The 26,943-nt window shown below is 42.6% G+C and carries 21 protein-coding genes and 1 riboswitch; of the genes, 11 read left to right on the top strand and 10 right to left on the bottom strand.

Annotated features, from left to right (window positions below; genetic code table 11):
* Window positions 1-68: 68 nt before the first annotated feature.
* The 5 genes from gcvP to gcvT form a co-directional block, all read right to left on the bottom strand.
* Complete coding sequence (gcvP, locus tag AC2SLM_RS04500) at window positions 69-2,960, bottom strand: aminomethyl-transferring glycine dehydrogenase (protein ID WP_486552288.1); 2,892 nt, start codon at window positions 2,958-2,960, stop codon at window positions 69-71.
* 50 nt (window positions 2,961-3,010) lie between these two features.
* Window positions 3,011-3,400 carry an RDD family protein gene (locus AC2SLM_RS04505; RefSeq protein ID WP_486552290.1) on the bottom strand — a complete coding sequence of 130 codons (390 nt, stop codon included), beginning with the start codon at window positions 3,398-3,400 and terminating at the stop codon, window positions 3,011-3,013.
* Window positions 3,401-3,472: 72 nt separating this feature from the next.
* Window positions 3,473-4,231: a nitroreductase family protein gene (locus tag AC2SLM_RS04510; RefSeq protein ID WP_486552291.1), complete on the bottom strand. Its 759-nt coding sequence runs from the start codon at window positions 4,229-4,231 to the stop codon at window positions 3,473-3,475.
* A 276-nt stretch (window positions 4,232-4,507) separates the two neighbouring features.
* On the bottom strand, window positions 4,508-4,888 hold the full coding sequence (gene gcvH, locus AC2SLM_RS04515; protein ID WP_486540570.1) for a glycine cleavage system protein GcvH: 381 nt from the start codon (window positions 4,886-4,888) through the stop codon (window positions 4,508-4,510).
* A 169-nt stretch (window positions 4,889-5,057) separates the two neighbouring features.
* The gene (gcvT, locus tag AC2SLM_RS04520) at window positions 5,058-6,203 is read right to left on the bottom strand and encodes a glycine cleavage system aminomethyltransferase GcvT (protein ID WP_486552293.1); all 1,146 of its coding nucleotides are present in this window, start codon (window positions 6,201-6,203) and stop codon (window positions 5,058-5,060) included.
* Between the two features lie 703 nt (window positions 6,204-6,906).
* Window positions 6,907-7,041, bottom strand: a riboswitch (glycine riboswitch).
* A 174-nt stretch (window positions 7,042-7,215) separates the two neighbouring features.
* Here gcvT and AC2SLM_RS04525 point away from each other — a divergent pair.
* From AC2SLM_RS04525 to AC2SLM_RS04560, 8 genes are all read left to right on the top strand, one after another.
* Window positions 7,216-7,536, top strand: a complete 321-nt coding sequence (locus AC2SLM_RS04525) for a YcgL domain-containing protein (RefSeq protein ID WP_486540566.1) — start codon at window positions 7,216-7,218, stop codon at window positions 7,534-7,536.
* 298 nt (window positions 7,537-7,834) lie between these two features.
* Window positions 7,835-8,440 carry a hypothetical protein gene (locus tag AC2SLM_RS04530; protein WP_486552295.1) on the top strand — a complete coding sequence of 202 codons (606 nt, stop codon included), beginning with the start codon at window positions 7,835-7,837 and terminating at the stop codon, window positions 8,438-8,440.
* Between the two features lie 344 nt (window positions 8,441-8,784).
* Window positions 8,785-9,660: an AAA family ATPase gene (locus AC2SLM_RS04535; protein WP_486552297.1), complete on the top strand. Its 876-nt coding sequence runs from the start codon at window positions 8,785-8,787 to the stop codon at window positions 9,658-9,660.
* A gap of 43 nt (window positions 9,661-9,703) precedes the next feature.
* Window positions 9,704-10,201 (top strand): GNAT family N-acetyltransferase, encoded by a 498-nt coding sequence (locus AC2SLM_RS04540; RefSeq protein WP_486552299.1) that lies wholly within the window; start codon window positions 9,704-9,706, stop codon window positions 10,199-10,201.
* A gap of 34 nt (window positions 10,202-10,235) precedes the next feature.
* Window positions 10,236-11,468, top strand: coding sequence for a vWA domain-containing protein (locus AC2SLM_RS04545; protein WP_486552301.1), 1,233 nt, complete (start codon window positions 10,236-10,238; stop codon window positions 11,466-11,468).
* A gap of 72 nt (window positions 11,469-11,540) precedes the next feature.
* Entirely contained in the window at window positions 11,541-12,074 is a 534-nt protein-coding gene (locus AC2SLM_RS04550) for a septum formation family protein (protein WP_486552302.1), read from the top strand.
* 212 nt (window positions 12,075-12,286) lie between these two features.
* Window positions 12,287-13,420 (top strand): carboxynorspermidine decarboxylase, encoded by a 1,134-nt coding sequence (gene nspC / locus AC2SLM_RS04555; RefSeq protein ID WP_486552304.1) that lies wholly within the window; start codon window positions 12,287-12,289, stop codon window positions 13,418-13,420.
* A gap of 360 nt (window positions 13,421-13,780) precedes the next feature.
* Window positions 13,781-15,052 (top strand): saccharopine dehydrogenase family protein, encoded by a 1,272-nt coding sequence (locus tag AC2SLM_RS04560; protein WP_486552305.1) that lies wholly within the window; start codon window positions 13,781-13,783, stop codon window positions 15,050-15,052.
* A 505-nt stretch (window positions 15,053-15,557) separates the two neighbouring features.
* On the opposite strand, the gene AC2SLM_RS04565 is transcribed toward AC2SLM_RS04560, so the two are convergent.
* From AC2SLM_RS04565 to metG, 5 genes are all read right to left on the bottom strand, one after another.
* Window positions 15,558-16,352, bottom strand: coding sequence for an ABC transporter ATP-binding protein (locus tag AC2SLM_RS04565; protein WP_486540552.1), 795 nt, complete (start codon window positions 16,350-16,352; stop codon window positions 15,558-15,560).
* A gap of 91 nt (window positions 16,353-16,443) precedes the next feature.
* The gene (locus AC2SLM_RS04570) at window positions 16,444-17,340 is read right to left on the bottom strand and encodes an ABC transporter permease (protein WP_486540550.1); all 897 of its coding nucleotides are present in this window, start codon (window positions 17,338-17,340) and stop codon (window positions 16,444-16,446) included.
* Window positions 17,341-17,691: 351 nt separating this feature from the next.
* Entirely contained in the window at window positions 17,692-18,720 is a 1,029-nt protein-coding gene (locus AC2SLM_RS04575) for an ABC transporter substrate-binding protein (RefSeq protein ID WP_486540548.1), read from the bottom strand.
* Window positions 18,721-18,849: 129 nt separating this feature from the next.
* Window positions 18,850-19,956 carry an ABC transporter substrate-binding protein gene (locus AC2SLM_RS04580; protein ID WP_486552307.1) on the bottom strand — a complete coding sequence of 369 codons (1,107 nt, stop codon included), beginning with the start codon at window positions 19,954-19,956 and terminating at the stop codon, window positions 18,850-18,852.
* A 194-nt stretch (window positions 19,957-20,150) separates the two neighbouring features.
* On the bottom strand, window positions 20,151-22,250 hold the full coding sequence (gene metG / locus AC2SLM_RS04585) for a methionine--tRNA ligase (protein WP_486552309.1): 2,100 nt from the start codon (window positions 22,248-22,250) through the stop codon (window positions 20,151-20,153).
* Between the two features lie 554 nt (window positions 22,251-22,804).
* Between metG and mgtE the strand changes: the two genes are divergently transcribed.
* From mgtE to AC2SLM_RS04600, 3 genes are all read left to right on the top strand, one after another.
* Window positions 22,805-24,142 (top strand): magnesium transporter, encoded by a 1,338-nt coding sequence (gene mgtE, locus AC2SLM_RS04590; RefSeq protein WP_486552353.1) that lies wholly within the window; start codon window positions 22,805-22,807, stop codon window positions 24,140-24,142.
* Window positions 24,143-24,352: 210 nt separating this feature from the next.
* Complete coding sequence (apbC, locus tag AC2SLM_RS04595) at window positions 24,353-25,624, top strand: iron-sulfur cluster carrier protein ApbC (protein ID WP_486552311.1); 1,272 nt, start codon at window positions 24,353-24,355, stop codon at window positions 25,622-25,624.
* Window positions 25,625-25,797: 173 nt separating this feature from the next.
* Window positions 25,798-26,886, top strand: a complete 1,089-nt coding sequence (locus AC2SLM_RS04600; RefSeq protein ID WP_486552312.1) for a DUF2804 domain-containing protein — start codon at window positions 25,798-25,800, stop codon at window positions 26,884-26,886.
* The last annotated feature ends 57 nt before the right edge of the window (window positions 26,887-26,943 follow it).

The raw sequence follows: 26,943 nt of genomic DNA on the forward strand, positions 1-26,943 counted from the left end.
ATAAAAAAACCTCCAAGCTTGGCTTGAAGGTTATTGTTTTGCTAAATATTAAGAGCCACTGCTTGAAACTACATATAGTTTTCGATACTTGGGCAGCTACACATTAGGTTCTTATCGCCATACACGTCATCAATACGGCCTACAGATGGCCAGAATTTGTGTTCACGGATATAGTCTAATGGGAACGCAGCAGTATCACGGCTATATGGATGTGACCAGTCAGAACCTGTGATAACAAACGCAGTATGCGGTGCGTTTACTAATGGGTTGTCATCCACTGTCCAACCATCCTCGCCTGATTTTACTTTCATCGCTTCTTGTTTAATCGATTTTAGTGCAGAGATAAAGCGGTCTAGCTCATGCTTAGCTTCAGACTCAGTTGGCTCAATCATTAACGTGCCGGCTACTGGGAAGCTCATGGTAGGCGCGTGGAAACCATAGTCCATTAAGCGCTTAGCAATATCTGCTTCAGTGATGCCTGTTTCTTCTTTAAGCGGACGAATATCAATGATACATTCATGTGCCACACGGCCATTTTTGCCAGTGTAAAGAACAGGATAGTCGTCTTTTAGCTGACTGGCCACGTAGTTAGCATTAAGCAGTGCCGTCTTAGTCGCTGATAATAGACCATCACGGCCCATCATGGTAATGTACATCCATGAAATAGGTAGAATACTCGCTGAACCATAAGGCGCTGCAGAAACCGCTGTGGTATCTTTTGGCGCGTTAAAGACAGGCGTCACGCTGTGGTTGGCTTTAAATGGCGCTAAATGCGATTTCATGCCGATAGGGCCCATACCTGGACCGCCGCCGCCGTGTGGGATACAGAAGGTTTTGTGCAGATTCATGTGAAGTACGTCAGCACCCACTTCTGCAGGCTGCATGACGCCTACTTGAGCGTTCATGTTAGCGCCATCCATATACACTTGACCGCCGTGATTATGAATCATGTCACAGATGTCACGGATACCTGGTTCAAACACACCATGCGTTGATGGATAAGTAATCATCAATGCACCCAGATTATCGCTGTGCTCTTCACATTTGGCCTTTAGGTCATCAATATCGACGTTACCATTTTCATCGGTATCAACAACCACTACTTTCATGCCCATCATTTGAGCCGTCGCAGGGTTGGTACCGTGTGCAGATCTTGGAATTAAGCATACTTCGCGGTTGGTTTCGCCTAGTGACTCATGATAACGGCGGATGGCCAATAGACCAGCGTATTCGCCAGACGCACCTGAGTTTGGCTGCATAGAGATGTCATCAAAACCAGTGATGGCTTTCAATTGCTCTTGCAAGCTTTCAATCATATCAATATAACCGGTCACTTGGTCGCGCGGTGCAAATGGATGCACGTTCGCAAATTCGTTCCAAGTAATTGGCAACATTTCACTGGTCGCATTTAGCTTCATAGTACAGCTGCCCAGTGAAATCATGCTACGATTCATCGCTAAATCTTTGTCTTCTAGCTTTTTAAGATAGCGAAGCATCTCGTGCTCAGTATGATGTGAGTTAAATACTGGGTGCGTTAAGATATCATCCGTACGTAATACCGCATCGTCTAAAGAGATTCTGGCATCGCTTGGTAAGTCATGTGACTTATTGGTGAATAACTGAGTTAACACACCAAAGTCTGCTGCATCACTGGTCTCTGAGAACGATACAGCCAGTTTGCTGTCGCCTTCACGCCATAAGTTGTAGCCGACATTTTCTGCATTTTCATAAATCTGAGTAGCTAGTTTTTCAGAGCCACAGTCCACAAGCACGGTATCAAAAATATGGTCGTGTACAACGCTTAAGTCGCCGCCCACTGATTTGATAGCATCGCTAAAGGCAGTGGCGATAGCGTGGATACGAGTGGCAATACGTTTTAAACCTTCAGGGCCATGATAAACCGCATACATACCCGCTAGGTTAGCTAATAGAACCTGAGAGGTACAAATGTTTGAGTTGGCTTTTTCGCGGCGGATATGCTGCTCACGTGTTTGTAGAGCCATACGTAGTGCGACATTGCCTTGAGCATCTTTTGAAACACCAATAATACGGCCAGGCGCAGAGCGTTTGGCTTTATCAGTGAATGCAAAGTAAGCGGCGTGTGGACCCCCAAAGCCCATTGGAATACCAAAGCGCTGCGTGCTACCTAATGCCACATCTGCACCCATATCTGCCGGAGATTTAAGCAGTACTAGGCTTAAGATATCACTAACGACTAAGGCATAAGTTTTGTTTTCTTTAACCGCAGCAATCACATCCGTCAAATCAGTCACGTCACCTTCACGGCCAACATACTGGAATAACGCACCGAAGAAGTCGCCAGATTTAGCCGTTTCAAAATCACCGACCACCACCTCCCAACCAAAGTATTTGGCACGGGTTTTTATTATGTCAAGCGTTTGCGGATAGACACGCGCATCAACGAAGAACTGGTTTGATTTGCTTTTGCTAACACGCTTGGCCATTGCCATGCCTTCAGCAGCTGCGGTAGCTTCATCAAGCAATGATGCCCCTGCCATCTCAAGGCCGGTTAAATCAATACAAACTTGTTGGAAGTTTAATAGAGCTTCCAAACGGCCTTGTGAGATTTCGGCTTGGTAAGGCGTGTACGCAGTATACCAACCTGGATTTTCTAACACGTTACGCTGAATGACGGCAGGCATACGTACTGGAGAGTAGCCTTGACCGATATAGCTTTTGTTTACGGTAATCTTGTCTGCCATGCCACGCAGTTTTGCAAGCGCATTGTGCTCGCTCATCGCTTTTGGCAACTCTAGGTCACGGTTCATACGTACCGCTTCTGGTACCGTATCGGCAATAAAGCTATCCATATCGTCATAGCCGACGGCTTTTAGCATTTCTGCTTGATCGTTAGCACCAGAGCCTAGATGTCTAGATACAAATCGTGCTTCGTCAAATAGCCCATCAAAAGATAGTGTAGGGTTAGTTATTGAGGTCATGGTAATCCTTAGATTTTACGGTAGTAGGGAGTGCTTAAAAGTTGTTAAAATTACTTAGAATCTATTACGACACAAGTACCAGCAATAAAATCACCTAAACGGCGATAATAACTAACATATAAAATATAGTTGAGCACTGCTGGTAATACTAAAAAATTTAATAGTGCAAATAGGTTTCTAAGTAGTGAGCGACCTAGTCCAATAGGTGCTTGGGTTTTGAAGTTAACTACACGAATATTACACAGTTTTTTGCCAATGCTTTGACCGTGGCTGGCATCACTTAATACAAATAAAATTACAAAAACAATATTAGGTATTTGAGAGTATTCTCCTAAAGGGTTTTTTCCTAATAGGTAAGTTAAAATAAGACTAATAAAAAAACAGATTAAGAAATCAATAAATTTTGCAAGCACTCTTAGATGTAAGCTCGCTATTGGCATATACGTATAACCTTTATTCAGTGGCGTAACTACCTTTAATTATTGATGCTTACTTTTCAAAATATAAAAATATTAAACTTCTTTAACAAATCTGTCGTATTCAAAACGGAACTGGCTGTGGTAAATGCCTTTCTCGGCGCGTTCGCCAGCAGCAATCATCATAACCACGTGCTGGTTATCATTTAAATTAAGAAGCTCTTTCAAAGCAGGCTCATCAAAGCCTCCCATTGCACAAGTATCGAAACCATGTGCACGTATGGCCAATATTAAATTTTCAGCAGCCAAAGCTGTGTTATACATTGCCCAGTTCTTAATATCGAAATAGGTATAGCAAGGTGTCTTAACCGGTCCCTTAAATTGTCTTATGGCTTTAGTTGCTCCCCATTTGGCTACAGAAACTACGCCAGCAGGTCCACGTATAAAATCTAAAGGGACGATTTTTTTATAATAGTCTCGTACCTTTTTAGGGGCTGAGCCATCAGGAAACTCCGTAATATTCTTTTTGGCATGATCTCGCCAGGTATCGGTTCTAGCAATAATGGCAATTAATTTGTCTGCAGTTCTGGCAGCATTTTGATTCATGCAAATCTTATTGGCTTGCTTTCGCTTATTCAGGGTTTCAATAACATAAAATTCCCAAGGCTGTAAATTACTAGAATTCGGAGCCAACATTGCTAATCTAAAGCATTCACGCATCACATCATCAGGTATTGAGGTGTCGGTAAACCTTCTTACCGAACGTCTAGACTCCACAATTTCGGTAAAAGCTTTTAAGTTTTTGTCCGAACGTATTTCCTGTATAGAACTGTTTTCATTTTCTGACTTCGACATAACAAATTTATCCCTAAAAATAGTTAATGATGTAATGGTGTTTATATTGAGTGCGCTGCCTCATATCTGAAACAACGCTTATAAAAAAATAAATTAATTAATATAAAGCTTAGGTTTTGACAATAAAACCAATGCTTTGTCTACTTTAAACCGAGATCAAGCGAATACTATCCATGGATTTTTTCCCTTATCCAAATTTAATATCTCGATCTTAAAATTTAAACTATCATATAAATCTAGAAGTTTATGGTTTAAACCAGTAAAACAATCCAGTTATTATAGCTCTGCTTGATACTCTTCAGCGTTCATTAGTGCCTCATAATCATCAACATTGTCAGGCTTGATACGGTACATCCAACCATCGCCATATGGGTCTGTGTTGATGACTTCTGGATCATCCTCAAGCGCTTCGTTGATTGCCACAACTTCACCTGTGATAGGCGCATAAACGTCAGAAGCTGCTTTTACAGATTCTACAACCGCTACTTCGTCATCCACTGCAACAGTATCGCCAACATCTGGTAGTTCAACATAGACGATATCACCTAGTGCTTCTTGAGCGTGGTCAGTGATACCTACAGTGATGGTGCCGTCGTCTTCTAAGCGTAACCACTCATGGCTAGCAACGTACTTTAGTTCTGATGGAACATTACTCATAAATTTCTCCAAATGAAGGTATAAGGGTGGGTTAAGTCAATATAATAAGTTTTAAAATGCTGCTTAAATGGGTTTTACGACAGCAGGTTATCACTATAGCAAAGTCTGCGACGATTTTTTATGACCGTCGCAGTTTTGGCAATAAATTAATAAAATTTAGGTCAATAAATTAGTCAAATTGTTTTTCGCCGTTACGTACAAATGGCAGCTTCAATACGCGAACGTCAACGAACTTGCCTTTACCGCGTAGGTCAACTTGAACATTGTCTTCGTCGCTCAGGCTAGCTGGAACACGCGCAATAGCGATTGACTGCTTTAGGCTTGGAGAGAAAGTACCACTGGTAATAATACCAGTCTGCTCGTTGTCCGTACCTTGATTGATGGTTACGGTCATACCTTCACGTAGAACGCCGCGGCTCTCTAATAATAAGCCAACTTGCTTCATCGCGGTGCCATCATCTTTGGCATGTTGACGCTTAGAAACTAAGGCGTCACGACCAACGAAATCACGGTCATCTTTCAGTGCTAACGTCCAGCCCATATTGCATTCGTAAGGACTAGTGGTTTCATCCATATCATGGCCATAAAGGTTCATGCCTGCTTCCATACGCAGCGTGTCACGAGCACCAAGACCGGCAGGTTTTACGCCATTGTCTTTTAATAATGCAAAAAAATCAGCAGCATGGTCGCCATGTAAAATAACTTCAACGCCATCTTCGCCAGTATAGCCAGTACGTGCCACAAACCAATCATTACCTTCAATATCCGTTAAGTCAGCACCAACGAATGGCTTAAGACCATCTAGTGTCTCAGCCCAGCTTGGCTTGGCTTGTTTTAATTTAGCAATGGCATTAGGGCCTTGTACCGCAAGCATCGCAAGCTCAGGACGTTCAGTTAACGTCACATCGAAGCCTTCGGCTACTTTACGGAAATTCGCTAAATCTTTATCACGGGTTGCTGCATTAGAGACGATACGGTATTCGGTTTCTGCCTCATTGGTTAAATAAACGATAAGGTCGTCAATAACACCGCCTTCTTCATTGAGCATACCTGAGTAAAGCGCTTTACCGACGGTCTTTAACTTGGCAACGTCATTGGCCAACAGCTTTTGTAGCCATGCTTTGGCGTCGCTACCTTGAATGTCCGTAATCACCATATGTGACACATCGAACATACCGGCATCGGTACGCACAGCTTCGTGCTCATCAATTTGAGAACCATAATGGATAGGCAGTTCCCAACCTGAGAAATCGACGATTTTGCCGTCATTGTCTAGGTGAGACTGATAAAAAGGGGTACGCTGTAACGTTGTCATGACACATCCTTATAGTTAAGTAACTTATTGGTTAGGTAAAACACACGTAATCTAATGCAGCTGGCCTATAAGACGGAAATTTTTAGTAAACAATTGCAAATAATAAGCCGTCATCGCAGAATTTAAACCAAAAAAAGGGCAAACACGTCATCAAGTACATTGTTTGCTATAGTTTGCACGCGTCAAAATACGCTCTGCTAACTGCAAAAAAAGATGTCTTGATTAACCTGTTTGCCCCATCTGTCCTGTTACCTGAGATTTTCGAGCGTGCCGGCCATTGTCTTTATCCTAATAAAAACAGTGACGGGCCAACTCTTTTCCCCTTCGGTGGGCACCGAGTTATTTAAACACGACTTAAGTGACTTAAATAACTTATGCGATATTTGCCATACTACTTAATTGAATAAGGCATTAATCTAGCAAGTAGGTGCCGCTCTCCAGATTTGTCATTTGTATTAAAATATGTGTTACTGATTTTTTAGGGTCTACCGTTGTCTTCTCACGATTATCAATACATTAAAATCATCAACAAGACAGGGTAAACCGAATAGGGGTGTATCACAGCTTTTTTAATACCAACGCTGGCCGTTATGACCTAGTCAATTATCTTTAAGCCAGCCGCTATTTAACTAGTTAGCGGTATGTGTTCAAAGGGTTTGAATAATATGCATCAAAACACCTTGATGATAATTGTCATGCGTTAATGAGTTATTCAGTCCGGTTACCTGAGCGATTGGCAGGGTGCTTACGCCTTCGGTGGCGGTCCTGTTATTTTGCTTAAAATATTTTGCTTAAAATAATGCAAATAAATAGGACTGCGCTCTCCTGAATAACGCCCTTATTATGAAAGGTGCGTTACAAATTTACAAGTGACAAATTTACAAGTTTAAATCAGAGCGAGTTTTTTTGATAAAAAAACAACATTTACGCTTATTAAGTACACAAGCATACATTGAGTTTGTACCCATATCCGTTATTATAGAGGGTATTAAACATAGCAAAGGGTAATGTAATGCATTGTGATATTTATAAATTTCCAAAACGCAGCGAAATGTACGTGTATATTGCACGACCTGATTATCCCAATGACACCGATGAGATTAAAGATTGGCTAGGTGTGTTGCCAAAAGAGCTGCGTCAAAGCTTGGGTGAAGGTAAATTCTTAATGCACCTTGATTTAGAAGAGACTAATAAGCTGGCCCGTGTTAATAAAGATGAGGTGATTGAGAAGCTTAAGACGCAAGGTTATTTCGTCCAGTCGCCGCCATCCGATGTGTTGCTTGCACAAGCGCAATCGCGCCTAAAGGAAGGTCAGGATAAACGTTACGACTAACGTATTATTCAGACCAATGACGGCTTTCATTGTTGTTTGAGTGCTGTTCGATTAAAAACAACAGTGATTATAAAGTCATCAAAAATGTATTCACTTATTAATTAAGTGAAACACAGGTTAGTTTATTATTTAAAGAGTCGTGGTAGAATATACCCCCATATCTATACCAAATAGCTTTTATTTCTATAAATGCGCTTGAATTCTTTAGTTATCATTTAATACACTGAGCTATTTGCTATGACTCGCTATAATGGCGTGTTGACCCTTATTTATATTCATTTTGTGGACTGAGCATTGCATGGACTGGTTAGCCAATATTGTTTCTAATTTACCGCTGGATCAGATCAGCGATGCAGTGAGCCGAATGACGATTTGGTGGAGTCATTTTGTGGCCGATGTGCCGCCCGATATGTTACCGATGTATGCTTATATCGGTTTTTCGGTAATTGTACTTCTGCTCTGGTTATTCATCGTTAAAGTGCTGCCAAGCCCACTGGGCGGCATGAGCTGGCTTGCTGTATTTGCGGTTTTATTAACTCCAGGAACCGCTGCAGGCGATTATGGCGATGTCGCACCGGCCAGTATTGGTGTGATTTATGGTATTTTAATGAAAGAGCCGGGCCTAGCACTGCGTAGTCTATTACCGATTTTGGTGGTGTTCTCCGTTGGTTTGCTATTGGGTTTTATTTGGCAACTGATTAAAAGTATCGTTGAGAAAAGTGCAGAAAAGTCACTTGATCAAGCGGTTGCGGATGAACGTGCGAATGCGCAGCTTGCTTCTGCTAATTATGCAGACGTCTCAAATACTGACGATGTGCAGGCTGAACTGGTAAAAGCCAAAAAGAGCGTTCCTAGCGCAGAAAAAGCAGACGTCAAAGTCGATACAACCACTCTGAAAAAGTAATTTTAGAGGGCTTTATCATAATCACAGTGCATTGACTAATGATAAAGCATGGACTATTGATAAAGTGAGTAACATAGCAAAATAAGTCGCACATCACAGCCAGTAGCTAGCGCTGATAAATCCCAGTCGCTCGCTACTTAATTTATTAATACACCACTTTTATTAATACACCACATACCAGTCCAGTATTGTTAATACATCCAATTCTGCACCGCTTCTAAGTAGCGCCTATAAATGATTTAATATCTCTAGGCGCAGCGTTTAAATAGCCTAAGCTGTACACTTCTTCTCTTTCTTGATTTTCTTATCCACTTATTGATTCCTCTTTTAGCGAGATAATAACTATGACGCAAGCAAACAAAGACGCTCAAAATCAGAATACTCAGTTCTCCGGTACCCAAAGCTATATCGCCACCGATGATTTACAGTTAGCGGTGAACGCTGCGATTACACTGCAAAAGCCGCTTTTGATTAAAGGCGAACCGGGTACAGGTAAAACCTTACTGGCCGAAGAGGTAGCGCAAAGTCTTGGTATGCCGCTGATTACTTGGCATATTAAATCGACGACCAAAGCAGAGCAGGGCTTGTACGAATACGATGCAGTATCGCGCCTGCGTGACTCGCAATTAGGCGATGATAAGGTCTATGATATTAATAACTACATCAAGCCCGGTAAATTATGGGAAGCCTTTACCTCAAATGAGCGCAGTGTATTATTGATTGATGAGATTGATAAAGCCGATATCGAATTCCCGAACGACTTATTGCACGAACTTGATAAAATGTCGTTCTATGTTTATGAGACTGGTGAGACTATTACGGCAGACAAGCGTCCGGTAGTGATTATCACCTCAAATAATGAAAAAGAGCTGCCTGATGCCTTTTTACGTCGCTGCTTCTTCCATTATATCGACTTCCCTGATGAGCAAACTATGCGCCAAATCGTCGATGTACATTTCCCAGATATCCAGCAAAAATTGGTCAATGATGCGTTAGATATCTTCTATAAGCTACGTAATATACAAGGTCTAAAAAAGCCGCCTTCAACCTCTGAATTGGTAGATTGGTTAACGTTATTGTTATCTGATGATATGGCGCAGCAAGAGCTTGAAGAGAACTTACGTGGCGAAAAGTCAATCCCACCGCTGTACGGTGCGCTGTTAAAAAATGAAGCGGATATCACCTTGTTACAGCGCTTTGCTAATATGATGCGTCGTTAATTTTTGGTCTCGAATTGCATCAAGTTTATTGTAAGGTGCTTTCATGATAAGTCTTGCGAAATTTACTATTGATGATTTTGAACCGTTAAGGAGTTGGATAAATTCAGAGAAAGAATTAATCCAGTTTAGTGGCAGTATATTTAAATTTCCCATTGATAAAGATCAGATTTCTCGTTACTTAGCAGATACCAATAGAGTTGCCTTTAAGGTGATAGCCAATGATAAGCTAATAGGGCATGCAGAAATCTATCATGAAACACAAAAAAGAGCTAAATTATGCAGGATTTTAATAGGTGATCCAAGTCTGCGGGGTAAAGGTCTGGGTCAACAGGTCATCTCAAAACTTTTAAATATAGCTTTCGAGGATATGGGCTATAGTGTGGTGCATTTAAATGTTTACGACTGGAATATGAGTGCTATAAAGTGTTATGAAAAATGTGGTTTTAAAATAAACCCAAATACTACATGTGATATAACAGTTGGCGGAGAAGTATGGACTGCTATAAATATGTCTATTAATAAAGAACAGTGGCAAGCTTAATAAATCTATGACTAATTAATATAGCGAACCGATTATGTTTGTAAGACTATTCTACACGCTACGCACTTACGGGGTACCAGTAAGTACACGTGAGCTGCTCGACTTAAATGCCGCGCTCGATAAAGGGCTTATGCGTCAGCCGCATCCTGAGTTTCCTGATGATAAAGACCTGTGGTATTTCGCTAGTCGCGATGACATGTATCGGTTAATTAAGCTGTGTATGGTCAAAGATGAACGTCACTTTGATAAATTTGACCGGGCCATGGCCGACTATTTCGATGGTATCGACAGCTTAGATATTGATGAATTGATGGCGAAGCTGACCGATATCCCCAAAGAGTGGCTTGATTTAAAGCTTGACCCCAAAAACCTGACCGAAGAACAGCGCCGCTTGCTCAAAAAATACGGCTCACTTGAAGAGCTTATGAAAGCACTTGAAGAGCGTCTCAAAGAGCAAAAAGAGCGCCATCAAGGCGGTAGTAAATGGGTGGGTACAGGCGGCACGTCACCTTTTGGGGCCTATGGCGATCATCCTGAAGGGGTACGTGTCGGCGGTGAGTCACGCAAGCGCAGTGCAGTCAAAGTCTGGGAGCAGCGTAAATATCGCGATCTTGATGACGACAAGCTGCTTGGTACCCGTCAACTACAAATGGCGCTGCGTAACCTGCGTCAATTTGCGCGTACTGGTAGTGCGGATGAGCTTGATATCAAAGAGACTATTAAGCGTACTGCTAGAAAGGGCGTGCTTGATATTCATATGCAGCCCGAGCGTCGCAACCGTGTCAAAGTATTGATGCTATTCGATGTTGGCGGCAGTATGGATGTGCATATTGAAGCGTTAGAAAAGCTGTTTTCAGCAGCGAAAAACGAATTTAAGACCTTAGAGTTCTTTTATTTCCATAACTGTCTTTATGACTATGTATGGAAGAATAATCAGCGTCGTCATGCCGAACGTACGCCGACCATGGAGCTATTGCAAAAATACGGCCGTGAATATCGAGTAATTTTTGTGGGTGATGCCTCTATGTCACCTTATGAGCTGTTTTCAGTTGGTGGTAGTGTGGAGTATATGAATGCGGAACCTGGTGCGGTGTGGCTAAAACGGGTGTTAGAACACTTTGACAAAGTGGCATGGCTTAATCCAGAAGAACAGGCACATTGGCACTATACCCATACCATAGGTGAGATTGAAAAACTAATGGACGGTCATATGTATCCTATGACGCTGCATGGTGTTGAAGACATGACTGCGTATTTAGCCAGATAGTTTAGTCAACCCAGTAACGAGAATAGCCAATAACTGCTGCTATCTCACAATGAAAACCAATTAAGAGTCCTTATGACAATCAAGCCTGCCACTGTAGCTAATCATTCAGCCCTAGACTTACTCAAGAAATCGGCTGTGGGGATGGCGGTTGTTCTAATGCTGGCAAGTTGTACTCAGCAAGAAAACGATGAACACGTTTTTAAAGGTGAGATTGTCGAAGTAGTTGAGGTATTAAAGCCGGGTATGTGCTTTGATGATGCGGATGAAGAGGATACCATTATCGATGACAATCAAAATGTATCGGTCACTAGTATTCCTATTATCCAGTGTCTCGAGCCGCATGATAACGAAGTGTATTACACTTACAATTTGCCAGAAGCAGACAGTTATGTTGAGACCGAGGCGCTGCTGGAATCTATGTTCGTGACCTGTGAAGACACTTTCAGCGATTATATCGGTCAGTCTTATCAAGACTCATTTTATGAGATGTCGTTTTTAACACCGACCGTGGGCAGTTGGAAAGACGGTGATAGAGAGGTGGTGTGCTATGCGTTCCATCCAGATGATAAGAAATTAAAGCGCTCATTAAAGGGTATTGATAAATAACCTGTGCCATTGATTTTACCAGTGCTTTTGAGTTTGCCTGCTTACATTGCAATTGACTCAAGCAGACCTCATTTAAGGCAATGAATATTAATATAACACCGCTTTTTATAAGTGGTTTTATTGATTGACAGACTGCTTTATAATGCGCTGCTTTTTACGTTTTGCTTGACGTCAATTCCCTTAATTTAGGTCACCTCATTTAGGAAACCAATATGCTAAAAACGCCTTATTATCAAATTGATGTGCCTGCTTTACAGCAAAATCTAGAGATTGTGCAGCGTTTGTGTGAGCTTTCAGGTTTAAAAGCATTGCTTGCGTTGAAGTGCTTTGCAACTTGGGGTGTGTTCGATGAGATGAAGCCTTATCTGCATGGTACGACCTCATCGTCACTAAACGAAGTGCGTTTGGGTAAAGAAGAGTTCGGCGGTGAGACGCATGCTTATAGTGTGGCGTATAGCCAAGATGAGATTGATGAGGTATTAACCTACGCCGATAAGATTATCTTTAACTCATTCAATCAATTACATGCGTTCAAAGACAAAGCCTGCGAGCAAGGTATTCCTGTTGGTCTGCGTATTAATCCAAAGACTAGTAACTCGTCATTTATCATTGCCGACCCTGCGCGTCCGTTTAGTCGTCTAGGGGAGCATGATATCGAGAAGATTAAACCGGTCATCGACGACATTACTGGGGTAATGATTCACAATAATTGTGAGAACGAAAGCTTTGACGCTTTTAGTGCCAGCCTTGATGATATTGAATATAAATTTGGTGCGCTATTTCATAATCTAGAGTGGGTGAGCTTAGGTGGGGGTATTCATTTTATCGCCCCTGATTATCCGCTTGAAAAACTGGCGCAGCGCCTAAAGCAGTTTAGTGAAAAGTACGGTGTACAGGTATATCTAGAGCCGGGTGAGGCTTGTATTCACAATGCCGCAAAACTCGTCACTACCGTACTAGATACCTTACATAATGGCAAACCACTTGTCGTTGTCGATGCGTCAATTGAAGCACATATGCTTGATTTATTGATTTATCGTGAAAGTGCGCCTTTGGTCCAAATCAACGACACAGAGTGTGATATCACCTCTCAAGAAAGCGCCGGTAGTACCATTATTTATGGTAAATCTTGCTTAGCTGGGGATATCTTTGGTGAATATGCGCTAGAGCAAACGCTTCAAATCGGTGATAAAGTCGCCTTTGGCAATGCCGCTGGTTATACCATGGTTAAGAAGAACTGGTTTAATGGTGTGGCTATGCCATCAATTGTTATTTGTGATAAAGATGGTGAGCTAAAAGTGCAAAAAACTTTTGGTTATGAAGATTTTAAAGCCAGTTTGTCATAAATCTTAAGTCTAATTGGATTATTTTAATCTCGTCGATGTTTGATGTGAGTCAATAACGTCCAGAGTCGTTAGGTAACATAACGGCTCTTATAAATTGCAAAGTAGCCAGATAGACTGTTTTAGATGCCATCACAAGGTACAAATAAAACATTCAAAATGCAGTGCATATTTGTGTGTTTAACATTATAATGCTGCGTTTTTAATGGCTTGGCTATCATTGATTAAACTAATTTATCTGACAGCTGAGCGAGGTGATTTCGGGTGCGTGGGTTTTCCTTTTTCTTCCTTTTTAATTCGCGCACATCATTCACGGCGTCAACATGAATTCTATGAGTTGACCCACTAAGGAGGATTTCCAGATTGACTACTACTAATACTCAAACCCCAAAACGTGATGTTCTTATCATTGGCGCAGGCGGCGTGGCCCAAGTGGTTGCCCACAAATGTGCGATGAATAACGATGTCCTGGGTGAGTTACATATCGCATCACGTACCAAAGCTAAGTGCGATGCCATTGCAGCAAGCGTTGTGGAAAAAGGTAGCTTTAAACAAGCTGCTACGCTGCATACCTATGCTGTCGATGCAATGGATTCAAAAGCAGTCGCTGAGCTGATTAAGCAAACCGGCGCCCAAATCGTGATTAACGTGGGTTCTGCTTTTGTAAATATGACCGTACTTGAAGCCTGTATTGAAACCGGTGCGGCTTATATTGATACGGCCATTCATGAAGACCCTCGCAAAATTTGTGAGACGCCGCCATGGTATGGAAACTATGAATGGAAACGTAAAGAGCGCTGTGCGGAGAATAACATCACCGCTATTTTAGGCGCTGGATTTGATCCAGGTGTGGTTAATGCCTACGCGCGTATTGGCTATGACATGATGGACAAAGGTACAGTAACAGATATCGATATTATTGATATCAACGCCGGTAGCCATGGCAAGTATTTTGCGACTAACTTTGATCCAGAGATTAACTTCCGTGAATTTACCGGTACCGTTTATTCTTGGCAGGACAGTCAATGGCAATCAAACAAAATGTTTGAAGTGAAGCGTACGGACGATTTACCTGTCGTTGGTGAGCAAAACAGCTACCTAAGCGGCCATGATGAAATTCACTCTTTATCAGCCAATCTTGATGTGCCAAACATCCGTTTCTGGATGGGCTTTGGCGAGCATTACATCAATGTATTTACTGTATTACAAAACCTAGGTCTGTTATCAGAGCAGCCAGTGACGACTGCTGAGGGTCAAGAAGTTGTGCCTCTTAAAGTTGTTAAAGCCGTGCTTCCAGATCCAAGTTCATTGGCACCAAACTACACGGGTAAAACCTGTATTGGTGACAAAGTGAAAGGTAAAATCAATGGCGAGGAGACAGAGGTATTTATTTATAACGTTTCTGACCACAAAGAAGCTTACAACGAAGTAGGCAGCCAAGGTATTTCGTACACCGCAGGCGTACCACCTGTTGCCGCGGCAATGCTTATTGCAACTGGTGAGTGGGATGTGGGCCATATGGCAAATGTCGAAGAGCTTGATGCTAAGCCATTTATCAACACTCTAAACAAGATTGGCCTGCCTACACGCATCCAAGATACCAAAGGTGACCGTGCTTTAGAGTTTGATATCTAAGCCTAATCCAGTAAGTACGATAAAAAATAAGTAATGAGAAAGCCTAACTGAATCCAGTTAGGCTTTTTTGTTTTTAACTAGGGCGTGCCTCATTTTGAAAATGGGGATAAAAATAAGATAAATCGGAGTCAGACAAGGAAAATAATGCCGTAAATATCGAGATATTTACCCGTTATTTGATGCAGTATGACAAGATTTAGCTATTTTTAGCCCATTTAAATGTAATCGTACGAATTGAGGACACGCCCTAAGCAAATGGCTAAATTTTTACAACCTATAGTCAAAGAAGTCTAAAATGGTTACAAGGCAACCGAGCGAAGTACGACAAGTATAGGCTTAGCGAGGTTATCGCCTTAACTGTTTAGTAAAAGGTATAACGTTAGTGAGGCAAAAATTAGACAGCAGAATATACACTATAAATAATTATCTGCGCAATATAAAGCCCATTCATATGAATGGGCTTTATATTATTTCTTAGCAAACCAACTGTCTTACCAAACCAACGTTAACTTAATATCAAGCTGTCATCTTCTATTTTTTCACCACGGGTTTGCTCAAACATATCTAGTAAGTCATGGACATTCATGCCTTTACGTTTATCACCTGAAACGTCCAACACTACTTGACCTTGGTGTAACATCACCGTGCGGTCACCGTGTGCTAGTGCTTGCTGCATTGAGTGGGTGACCATCATGGTGGTTAGATTATTATCGGTTACAATCTTATCGGTCAATTCTAATACAAAGTCTGCTGTCTTCGGATCAAGAGCTGCGGTGTGCTCATCAAGCAATAAAATTTTAGACGGCTGTAATGAGGCCATGAGTAGGCTTACGGCTTGACGCTGACCACCTGATAGCAGCCCCATCCTATCAGATAAGCGGTTTTCTAGACCCAACTTCAAGATAGATAGCTTTTCACGGAATAAATCACGATTACGGCTGTTGAGCGCCATGCTTAATCCGCGCTTACTACCACGCTTATAAGCCAAGGCTAAGTTCTCTTCAATAGTCAGTGCTTCGCAAGTCCCAGCCATTGGATCTTGGAAAACACGGGCTACCCAGTGGGCTCTTTGGTGCGCTGTCTTTTTGGTGACATCCACGCCGTTTAACAATATAGAGCCACTATCAACACGGGTTGTGCCACTGACAGCGTTTAAGAAAGTCGACTTACCTGCACCATTGGTGCCAATAACTGTGACAAACTCGCCTTCAGCGATATTTAAACTAATACCACGCAGGGCAGGGTTTTCAATCGGTGTACCCCGGTTGAAGGTCAATCGAAGGTCATTGGCTTGCATCATATGGCGATATCCTTTTTCAGTGCTCGCTAAATTTAATATTATTTATTCAAAATACATCCAAATCGTTATTGGTAATTTGCGTCAATAAGTTCTAACTGCGACGACTTGAGAGTATTTTTGATTTAATAGAAGGCAGCTGTAGCGCAATAACAACCAGTAGGGCAGTAATTAGGTTCAAATCTTGTGAACCAAAACCAATGCTGCGCAAAGTGTCACTTGATAACGCCACTTGAATAAACAGCTTATAAATCACAGCGCCTAAAATAACGGCAAAGGTAATCAGCCAAATACGTTTCGCTGGAATAATGGTCTCACCAATAATAACTGCTGCCAAACCAATAACAATCGTACCAATACCGATAGAGATGTCTGCACCGCCTTGGGTCTGTACAAATAACGCACCGCCCAATGCGATCAGCGCATTAGATATTGCCATACCAACCACAGTCATAATAGAGGTGTTGATGCCTTGTGCTTGCGCCATTCTAAGGTTGGACCCTGTAGCACGCATGGACAATCCTGACTCAGTACTAAAGAACCAGTCCAAAAATAACTTAGCGACAATAACCACGGCGCCGATAATCACGCAGCGCATCCAATAGCCATTCTCGTTAGTCACTAGAGTGCTAAAGACGGTTTTTTCACCAAGTAAAGGCAGGTTAGGCGCGCCCATGATGCGTAGGTTAACTGAATACAGAGCAACCATTACCAAAATACTGGCAAGTAATTGTAAAATGCCCAGCTTAACGTGAAGCCAAGCGGTTACGACGCCAGCAGCAGCACCAGCAAGCATGCCAAGACCACAGGCTATCCAAGGATCAATGCCGGAGATAATAGAGATGCCGGCAACGGCGCCACCTAATGGGAAACTACCATCTGCTGTTAAATCAGGAAAATCGAGGGTGCGAAATGAAAGCAATACACCTAACGCAACCAGTGCGTAAATAAGACCACTTTCAAGAGCACCAAAAAAAGCAATGAGAGACATAAGGGATTAAGACACCGCTTAATGTTCAGCGTACTGCAATCAGTATGCACCTAATGTGAATATACAAAAGACACATAAAGACACATAAAGACAGTGAGCTAAAGTGGGTTTAACAGATTAAGCAATCTGCAGTTACAGTAAACCAATGAGCATTATGGTAGCGCAATTTCAAAATTGTCATCATATTACCCAGAAATTTAGGCTGGGAACATCATGGTTCCATATAAAAATATTTTATTCTAACAAACAAACTCAAAACTAAACAATACAAAAAGCACATGATACTCATCATGTGCTTTTGATATTAGCAATGCCATTTATTAACTCATTAACATGCTAATAAGTAGACGTTTATTCACTAACTTCTTTTGCTTTATCAAGCACATCTTGAGATAAGGTGATACCTTGCTCTGCAGCATGGCTTGGGCTGACATGTAGATCTAGAGAGCTTGCAGTATAAACAGGGATACTACCAGGTGCTTCACCATTTAAGATACGGCCAACTAATTTACCGGTTTCGCGGCCTAGGTCGTAATAATTAACGCCAAGAGCCGCAATCGCCCCACGTTCAACAGAACCGGTATCAGAGGCGATTAACGGTACTTTGCTTTCTTTGGCCACTTGATATAAAGACTCATACGCTGACACCACGTTGTTATCGGTTGACGTGTAGATAACGTCTACTTTATCGGCGATACTGCGGGCGGCCATAGCAATGTCATTACTCTTTTGCGCAGGTGCAGAATGTAAGGTAATGCCCATTGGCTGCAATTGAGTCTCAAGATTTTTAAGAACGATGGTTGAGTTAACCTCACCTGGGCTATACACATAACCGACACTCTTAAGATTTGGAATGATTTGCTGCATTAATTCGATTTGTGGTTTATACGGTAGGGCATCAGAGGCACCTGTTACGTTGGTACCTGAACCGTCTAAGCTGTTTAGTAATTTAGCTTCTACTGGATCGGTTACCGCTGAGAATACCAACGGAATAGTATTGGTTGCTGCAGCCACTGACTGCGCAGATGGGGTTGCGATAGCAACGATAACGTCTGGATTATCACCAACAAACTGTTTGGCAATCTGACCGGCAGTTGCGGTATTGCCCTGAGCGCTTTGGAAGTTGATTTTAAGGTTTTCGCCTTCCACAAAGCCTTCATCAGCCAGCTCTTCAATCACACCTTTACGTACATCATCTAACGCAGGATGCTCAACAATAGCAGTAATGGCTACTTCTTTTACTTCGGTAGCTGCTGGCGTATTGCCGTTAGCATCAGTAGTGCTTTCGTCTGTAGCAGGTTGCTGGTTACAACCGGCAAGAATGGCAGTAGCAACGCCTCCCCACATAAGGGTTTTAACAAAGCGATTTGGATTAAACATTTGGTGTTCTCCTAGGGAGATAATCCCTGATAAATAGGTGGTGATAATATTAAATTGGGGCCTATGCTCATTATTAGAATAAACAGTAGACGTTTAATAGCTGTTATAAATTTAGTGGGCTGTCTGTAGTTATTCAGCCGACTGCGTGCTCGGCTCAGTTTCGTCAACGTTAATAGCATTCTCTAGAGTTGCCACATCAAAGGTCACGCCTTGCGCTTTAGCATGCTTTGGGCTGACATATAAGGTCAAGTCGTTCATCACTTGCGGCTTAATATCGGTAATGGCTTCACCATTTAACACGCGATATACCATCTTGCCTGTAGCACGGCCGAAGTCATAGTCATTCACGCCAAGTGCTGCTGTTGCACCGCGGCGCACACTAAATTCATCTGAAGTAATAACCGGAATATGCATCTCATTAGCCGCTGCTGCCATAGCTTCAAAAGCAGAGATAACGTTGTTATCTAGCGAGGTATAAATAACATCAGCACGGCCTTGTAAGCTACGTGTTGCCATGGCCACATCGGTTGGACGATTGGCACTGACATCAAGAATCTTCAGCCCACGTGCCGGCGCCGCCTCTTGTAGCTGCTTTAATACCGCAACTGAGTTTGCCTCACCTGGGCTATAAACATAACCGATGGTTTTGACATTTGGTACCACTTTTTGAATCAAGTCTAATGGTGGCTCGATAGGAAGCTGGCTTGATAGACCAGTAATGTTAGACTGTGTTGGGACTTCATTTTCATCAATTAGCTTTGCGGCAACTGGATCAGAGATGGCAGTATAAATCACAGGAATATTAGTGGTTGAGGCAACCACGGTTTGCGCTGATGGAGTAGAGATAGCCACAATCGCATCCGGCATGTCACCGGCGAACTGCTTGGCAATTTGTCCTGCAGTTGCGGTATTACCTTGCGCGCTTTGGAAGTTAACGGTTAAATTATCACCTTCGACATAGTCATTGTCGGCCAATTCATCAACGATACCGCGGCGTATGTCATCCAATGAGGGATGCTCTACGATCTGGGTAATCGCTATATTTTTTGGCGCTTTGCTCGTATCAGCTGTCATTTCACTTTGCTCAGCTTTATCAGCACAGCCACTAACCAACGCGGCTAGGCCTAAACCCACACTCAGGGCCATGACAGTTTGCCAAGGCTTTTTTAGCTTGGTTGTCACATTAAGATTAGAGGTGGTCTTGAGAGGCATGATTGAGGGGTAATTTGACGACATAAGTGTTCACTAATCCATTAAGGTTAACAGTGTAAGTCTATATTACAATAATGTAACACAACTGGGAAATAAAAAAACCTGATAAATAATATAAAAGCCGATACCCTTAAGCATCGGCTCTCATTAAGGGTAGGGCTTATTTGGCTTTACGACTTATTTGTCTAGAAGACGAGACAAATAAGTCAAGCCAATCATTAAGCCAATTTGTCACCCACTTGGCATTCATCTGGCAGGCTGATGACTACTAAGCCCGTTTTTGGATCCCCTGAAGATAAAATCATACCTTCAGAGACACCAAATTTCATTTTACGCGGTGCAAGGTTGGTGACACAGATGACCTTTTTATTGGCCAATTGCTCTGGCTCATAAAACTTACGAATACCACTAAATACATTAATCGGCTTATCTTTACCGATATCTAAAGTAAATTGAAGTAACTTATCTGCGCCTTCCACATAGTTGCACTCAAGCACTTTAGCCACGGTCATTTCAACTTTCATAAAGTCATCGAACTCGATGGTATCGCTTGCCTCTGATGCTTCAGCCTTGGCTGGCTTGTCGCCCGATGTTGCATTAGCCTTTGAGTCAGTCTTAGCCTTAACAGCGGCTAAATCTTGCTTTGATTCTTCAACCATGGCATCAAGCTGAGATTGCTCAATACGCTGCATTAATGGCTTAAACTTATTGATTTTATGACCAAGCAACAGCTCATTGCGGCTCTCAAAGCTTAAATCATCGATATTTAAGAAAGCTTTGGCGTTATCGGTTAGCTCAGGCAATACAGGTGCTAGATACACCATCAATTGACGGAAGATGTTAATCGCAACCGAGCACACATCTTGTACTTCTTGTTCAGTACCTTCTTCTTTGGCCATAGCCCATGGTTTTTTGCTATCGATATACTCGTTAGCTTTGTCCGCACATTGCATGATAAGGCGCATTGCACGGCTAAACTCACGATTTTCATAAGCGGCAGCAATCTCTTCACCGGTGCGCATGACTTCATTTAATAGCTCAGGCTCAGCGCATTCTTCTGACAGCATGCCATCATATTTTTTGACAATAAAGCCAGCGCTACGGCTTGCGATATTAACCACTTTACCAACCATATCTGAGTTTACTTTTTGCATAAAGTCAGCAAAATCTAAGTTGATGTCTTCGACTTTGTCAGACAGTTTGCTTGCAAAGTAATAACGCAGATATTCAGGATGTAAATGCTTGGCAAACGTCTCTGCTTGAATAAAGGTACCGCGCGATTTACTCATCTTATCGCCGTTGACCATTAAGAAACCGTGAGCAAACACTCCCGTTGGTGTACGATACTCTGCTCCGGCTAACATGGCAGGCCAGAATAGGGCATGGAAATAGACGATGTCTTTACCGATAAAGTGATAAAGCTCTGTTTTGTGCTGATTTTCCTCTAACCAATAATCATCAAAGTTTAGCGCAGGTTTAGCAGGGTCAGTTGAGTCTTTGCGCTGCTCACATAAGTTTTTGAAGCTGGCCATATAGCCCACAGGCGCATCTAGCCAAACATAGAAGTATTTTTCTGGCTCATCGGCCGGCGTATCAGGGATTTTGAAACCAAAGTAAGGCGCGTCACGTGAGATATCCCAGCTGGCAAGACCGGCTTCGAACCACTCTTGTAGCTTGTTCGACACAGATGGCTGCAGACGGCCACTATCGGTTGTCCACTGTTTTAAGAACGACTCAAACTCTGGCAAGTTGAAGAAGTAGTGCTTAGAGGTTCTTAATACTGGGGTGGCACCAGAAAGCGTCGAGTACGGGTTTTTAAGCTCAGTGGCATTATAAGTGGTACCGCACACTTCACAGTTATCGCCGTACTGATCTTGCGCGCCGCACTCTGGGCATTCGCCTTTAACAAAACGGTCGGCTAAGAATAATTTTTTCTCAGGGTCAAATAACTGCTCAACATCTTTGGTTGAGATATGACCTTCGCTGTTTAAACGACGATAAATCAGTTCAGAGAACTCACGGTTCTCTTCTGAGTGAGTTGAATAATAGTTATCAAAACCGATTAAAAATTTGCTGAAATCTTCTTCGTGTGAGGCTTTGACATTGGCAATTTGCTCTTCTGGGCTAATACCATTAGCCTCGGCTTTTAACATGATGGCTGTGCCATGTGCATCATCGGCGCAAACGTAGGTCACTTGATGGCCTTGCGCTTTCATAGCACGTACCCAAATGTCCGTTTGAATGTATTCGACCAAGTGACCTAAGTGAATTGGGCCGTTGGCGTAGGGAAGGGCACTGGTAACAAGAATTTGACGCACAAAATCACCTATTAAGTTTATTGGTTTTAGGAAGGTTGTCAGGATATAAAAAGTGCGTCTATGATACCGCAAATGGCATAAAAATGGGAGTTTACCTCTATATAATTGGTGGGTTGGTGGTATGCAGGCGCTGATGACAAAGGTTTATTTATATTCTGTTTTTATCAATAGCCATAACAGCATTTTTATCAATAGCCCGTGTTTAACAGTCACTCACTTGCTTAAAAACCAGCAATCGCTTAGCATCTTATAAGTTTGGTAACCAGCCCTTAAAAATAGGGCACTAAGCCCGATATATATCATAAGTGAAGGTTTTTTTCTATAAAGGCTATTATGAATTCATTGCTACATCTGCCTTTGTTATAAACCCTAAAATATTGATGACATAAAAAGATACTTATCCAATCACTGTTCTATTAGTTTTTATACTTTGAATTTCTATACATTCCACTTCTTATCAACACAGTCAGCGGGTATCCGATTGGCATTGGGCCTGCTATGGCTGTGATTAATTGCTTGTGGTAGTGATGCACTGCAAGGAGTAAATACCTATGATGAATTATGATGACATGGCGCTACAATTGGCCGGCGCTATCGAGCAGCAGCAGTTTAATCAAGCCATCTCACAGGTAGCACCGCTACGCCCGATTGATACTGCGGATGTGCTGGCATTAATTAAACCCAGACTGGCGTGGCAATTATTAGAGCGTTTGCCAGATAGAGCCAAGATTTTTTCTTATTTGAAGGTAGAGAATCAAACACGACTGGCGCGAGAGTTTCCACGCGCTAATCTTGCCAAGTTGGTCGGCGAGATGCCGGCGGACGAGCGTACTGACTTATATAAACAGCTCGACCAGAGCCAAAAAGATGCACTATTGCCAGCACTTGCTCAAGCGGAGCGTGAAGACATTCGCCGCTTATCTGCTTATGAGGAGGGAACAGCAGGGGCGCTAATGACGTCAGATTATGCGACGCTAAGTATTCAGATGACGGTAGCAGACGCACTAGCAGCGCTGCGTTTAGAGGCGCCTGATGCCGAGACTATTTATCATGCTTATGTCATTGATAAAGAGCGTAAGCTGCAAGGGGTGGTGTCACTGCGGTCGCTTATTTTATCTGCGCCAGAAGAGCAGATTAGTGACATTATGCTTGAGTCGGTTATCTTCTCAGAGGTTAGTGATGATCAAGAAGATGTCGCCAAAAAGATTGCACGTTATGACTTAATCGCACTGCCAGTTGTTGATAGCAACGGCGCGTTGGTGGGGATTGTCACTCACGATGATGCTATGGACGTGGCACGTGATGAGGCGACTGACGACTTCCATAAGTCAGGCGGTGTATCTAGCTTAGTCAGTAGCTTTAAAGACACTAGCATTAATCTGTTATATCGTAAGCGTGTGTTTTGGCTGGTGTTTTTGGTATTTGGTAACCTGATATCTGGTATGGGTATCTCGCATTACGAGGAGGTAATTGCGGCTAACTTAGTATTGGTATTCTTCTTGCCTTTATTAGTCGATAGTGGTGGTAACGCCGGCTCACAGTCGGCAACCTTAATGGTTCGCGCTTTAGCCACAGGCGAGGTGGTGATGCGTGACTGGTTTTCACTGCTTGGGCGAGAAGCTATGGTTGCGCTGCTATTAGGAGCGACAATGGCAGTTGCCATCTCTATTATCGGCTATATTCGTGGAGACGCTGTAGTGTCATTAGTATTGGCATTAAGTATGGTGTCAGTGGTGATGATTGGGTGTGTGATTGGTATGAGCTTGCCATTCGTGCTGAACAAACTCGGTTTTGACCCTGCCAGCGCCAGTGCGCCACTGATTACGTCGGTCTGTGATGCTTCTGGTGTGGTGATTTACCTGTTTATTGCGTCGCAGTTTTTACCTATTTAATGATAGATTAATCAAAGAAGTCATCAGGTAAATAAAGAGAGCTGATACCCAGTTAAATAGTCACTGCCAGTGTGGTTTTTTTATAGACCAAAGTCCGCTACACTAACCCGTAATAATACGGCTCAATTACCGTGCACTTACTTTATTGATAATGGTTTTATCAGTAGCAGAAAACAATTAATGGCAGCAATGCTAAGCTAAGGGGCAAGCATGTTTAACTTTATAAAAAAAACGACCCATAAAGAAGGCCAAACTGAATCCTTTACCGCCACTAAAGCTGAGTTAGAAGCTGCAGCAAATCAAGTGCTCGCTAAAAACAGTAATGCCAATCAGCAAAACTCAATGACTGCTTTAAAGCAAAGCGGTGAGTCGGTAACTCTAGATTTGCGCTTAAGCGGTGACGTTGAGCCTGAAGAGATTCATCGTCAGCTTGGTTTGGCGTTGCAGCCTTACGGAATTAAAGAGATTAATCTAAATGTAAGCTTGCCACCAAAATCTGCTACTACAGCGGCTAAATCTGCAAACATGACCACCTCAGCTGGTATTGAGCCGGTATCTTCTACCAAGGGCGCCGGTAATAAATTGCCTAAAACGACCAACGCTGCCGCTCCTAAACAAGCTGCGGATTCGGATGAGCCACCGATTACTAAGCGCGCACCCATGCAGTCGAAATTGCAGCCACACCCTCGTATTAAACATATTATTGTGGTGGCATCAGGTAAAGGCGGTGTGGGTAAATCGACCACCACGGTGAATATTGCTTTAGCACTACAAAAGCTAGGTAATCGAGTGGGCGTGCTCGATGCCGATATCTATGGTCCGTCTATGCCAAGTATGCTTGGTGTCGAGGGCGTAAAGCCGCAGCTTGAGAATGAGCAATTTGTGCCAGTAGAAGCGTACGGACTTGCCATGCTTTCTATAGGTAGCTTATTGGATGGAGATAATACCCCTGTTGCATGGCGTGGCCCTAAAGCGACCGGCGCATTGATGCAGTTGTACAATCAGACCAATTGGCCGATGCTCGATTATTTGGTAATTGATATGCCGCCTGGCACTGGTGACATTCAGCTAACGCTTGCTCAGCGTATCCCTGTTACTGGCGCTGTGATTGTTACCACGCCGCAGCACATTGCATTAATGGATGCGCAAAAGGGCATCGAGATGTTTAATAAAACCAGCATTCCAGTCATTGGTGTGGTGGAGAATATGGCGCTGCATACCTGTTCTAATTGTGGTCATACCGAAGCGATTTTTGGTACCGGCGGCGGGGAGACCATTGCCAAAGAATATCAAGTACCTTTATTAGGACAATTGCCGCTAGCAGGGGCAATTCGTGCTCAAGCCGACAAAGGCGAGCCAAGTGTGATTGCCAATAACGGCGATGGTGATGATTATGCAGAGTTTTACATGAATATCGGCAAAAATATCGAAGCCAATATTGCTAAGTTTGCTAAACAGCGTGATGACGGTCGTATTTTCTAATAGACTGTCATCTATTAAACTGTAAATAGTTACCTATACGAAAGGCAACAAAACAAGCAATTACCAAAGCATCAGATGGGCTTGCTAAAATAAGCGTATCTGATGCAATGCGGTTTGAATAAATAATAGCCCAGTTCGTTCAGAGTACCACTCTAAAAAGGAATTTAGAGATTATGCACAATAATGATAAAGCGGAAAATGCGGTTAATTTACCAAGCTTAGAGACAGTAGAGCGTTTAATTGAAAATGGTCAGCCGCAATTTGGGGTATTCAAGCAGGTGAAACAGATTAATTATCTGGATTACCACAGCCATCTGATTTCACAAAAACCGGTATCTGCAAGACGTAAGCAATTTAAAGTTAATCAGTTTGCATTTATTCAAATAGTGCAGCCGCCATACCGTATTTGTATAGCCGTGGCCTCTATTAAACTGGCAAGTTCTGCTTTTGCCTACCTTTATAATGAGCAGACGCAGCAGCTTGACGTGGTTGAAGCGGTCAGTCCGTTAACCTATAACACGGTATTAGAGGGCGATCATCAACACGGACAGATGTCATTTAATCGTGAAAAAATCAGTGTCGATATGCAATTTAAGCCTGAGCAGGTGTCATTAACGTTAGACAGCTGCTTATTTGCAGTCAACGCGGTGCTAACCCGAGGTGATAATCCACTGGCAGTGTGCTCACCATCAGGGCGACGCGGCTGGACATTTACTCAAAAAGAGCCGTTTTCAGCAGTTCAAGGTGATTTTTCATTTAAAGGGCACTCTAAGCATTTTGAGACTGCTGAGTCAAAGGTCGAATCTTTGAGCTTTGATGATAACAGTGCTGCAAACCTAGATTGGACATTAGGCTTTATGCGCCACGAGACCAATTGGTTTTGGGCCTGTATCAATAGCCACTTGCCAAATGGTGCTCATTTCATGCTCAATTTATCTATGGGCGTTAATGAGACCGGTGTGAGCGAGAATGCGTGCTGGCTTGATGGAGAGATTATACATTTGCCGCCAGTTATGTTTAGACGCGGTCAACAAAAAGAGGCATGGCAGATCAGTAATCAGAATCTTGGTTGGAGTAAAGTCGATATTCAGCTCAGCTTTGAGCCAGTAAACGTTTATCAAAAGACAGATAACTATCATCTGGTGGCCAGTATCTTTGAGCAGTGGGTTGGCTATTATTCAGGCGAAATAAGAGTCGGCGATAAAACCATTGTGCTAGATAAAGTGATGGGATTGGCAGAAGATCATTTCGCAAAATGGTAATCTAGGGCGTGTCCTCAATTCGTACGATTACATTTAAATGGGCTAAAAATAGCTAAA

This window comes from Psychrobacter sp. CX16 (assembly GCF_057396245.1).

Excerpts from the sequence above, each read along its gene's own strand:
- gcvP (WP_486552288.1), bottom strand. The coding sequence starts at position 2,960 with ATGACCTCAATAACTAACCCTACACTATCTTTTGATGGGCTATTTGAC.
- AC2SLM_RS04505 (WP_486552290.1), bottom strand. The coding sequence starts at position 3,400 with ATGCCAATAGCGAGCTTACATCTAAGAGTGCTTGCAAAATTTATTGAT.
- AC2SLM_RS04510 (WP_486552291.1), bottom strand. The coding sequence starts at position 4,231 with ATGTCGAAGTCAGAAAATGAAAACAGTTCTATACAGGAAATACGTTCG.
- gcvH (WP_486540570.1), bottom strand. The coding sequence starts at position 4,888 with ATGAGTAATGTTCCATCAGAACTAAAGTACGTTGCTAGCCATGAGTGG.
- gcvT (WP_486552293.1), bottom strand. The coding sequence starts at position 6,203 with ATGACAACGTTACAGCGTACCCCTTTTTATCAGTCTCACCTAGACAAT.
- AC2SLM_RS04525 (WP_486540566.1), top strand. The coding sequence starts at position 7,216 with ATGCATTGTGATATTTATAAATTTCCAAAACGCAGCGAAATGTACGTG.
- AC2SLM_RS04530 (WP_486552295.1), top strand. The coding sequence starts at position 7,835 with ATGGACTGGTTAGCCAATATTGTTTCTAATTTACCGCTGGATCAGATC.
- AC2SLM_RS04535 (WP_486552297.1), top strand. The coding sequence starts at position 8,785 with ATGACGCAAGCAAACAAAGACGCTCAAAATCAGAATACTCAGTTCTCC.
- AC2SLM_RS04540 (WP_486552299.1), top strand. The coding sequence starts at position 9,704 with ATGATAAGTCTTGCGAAATTTACTATTGATGATTTTGAACCGTTAAGG.
- AC2SLM_RS04545 (WP_486552301.1), top strand. The coding sequence starts at position 10,236 with ATGTTTGTAAGACTATTCTACACGCTACGCACTTACGGGGTACCAGTA.
- AC2SLM_RS04550 (WP_486552302.1), top strand. The coding sequence starts at position 11,541 with ATGACAATCAAGCCTGCCACTGTAGCTAATCATTCAGCCCTAGACTTA.
- nspC (WP_486552304.1), top strand. The coding sequence starts at position 12,287 with ATGCTAAAAACGCCTTATTATCAAATTGATGTGCCTGCTTTACAGCAA.
- AC2SLM_RS04565 (WP_486540552.1), bottom strand. The coding sequence starts at position 16,352 with ATGATGCAAGCCAATGACCTTCGATTGACCTTCAACCGGGGTACACCG.
- AC2SLM_RS04570 (WP_486540550.1), bottom strand. The coding sequence starts at position 17,340 with ATGTCTCTCATTGCTTTTTTTGGTGCTCTTGAAAGTGGTCTTATTTAC.
- AC2SLM_RS04575 (WP_486540548.1), bottom strand. The coding sequence starts at position 18,720 with ATGTTTAATCCAAATCGCTTTGTTAAAACCCTTATGTGGGGAGGCGTT.
- AC2SLM_RS04580 (WP_486552307.1), bottom strand. The coding sequence starts at position 19,956 with ATGTCGTCAAATTACCCCTCAATCATGCCTCTCAAGACCACCTCTAAT.
- mgtE (WP_486552353.1), top strand. The coding sequence starts at position 22,805 with ATGAATTATGATGACATGGCGCTACAATTGGCCGGCGCTATCGAGCAG.
- apbC (WP_486552311.1), top strand. The coding sequence starts at position 24,353 with ATGTTTAACTTTATAAAAAAAACGACCCATAAAGAAGGCCAAACTGAA.
- AC2SLM_RS04600 (WP_486552312.1), top strand. The coding sequence starts at position 25,798 with ATGCACAATAATGATAAAGCGGAAAATGCGGTTAATTTACCAAGCTTA.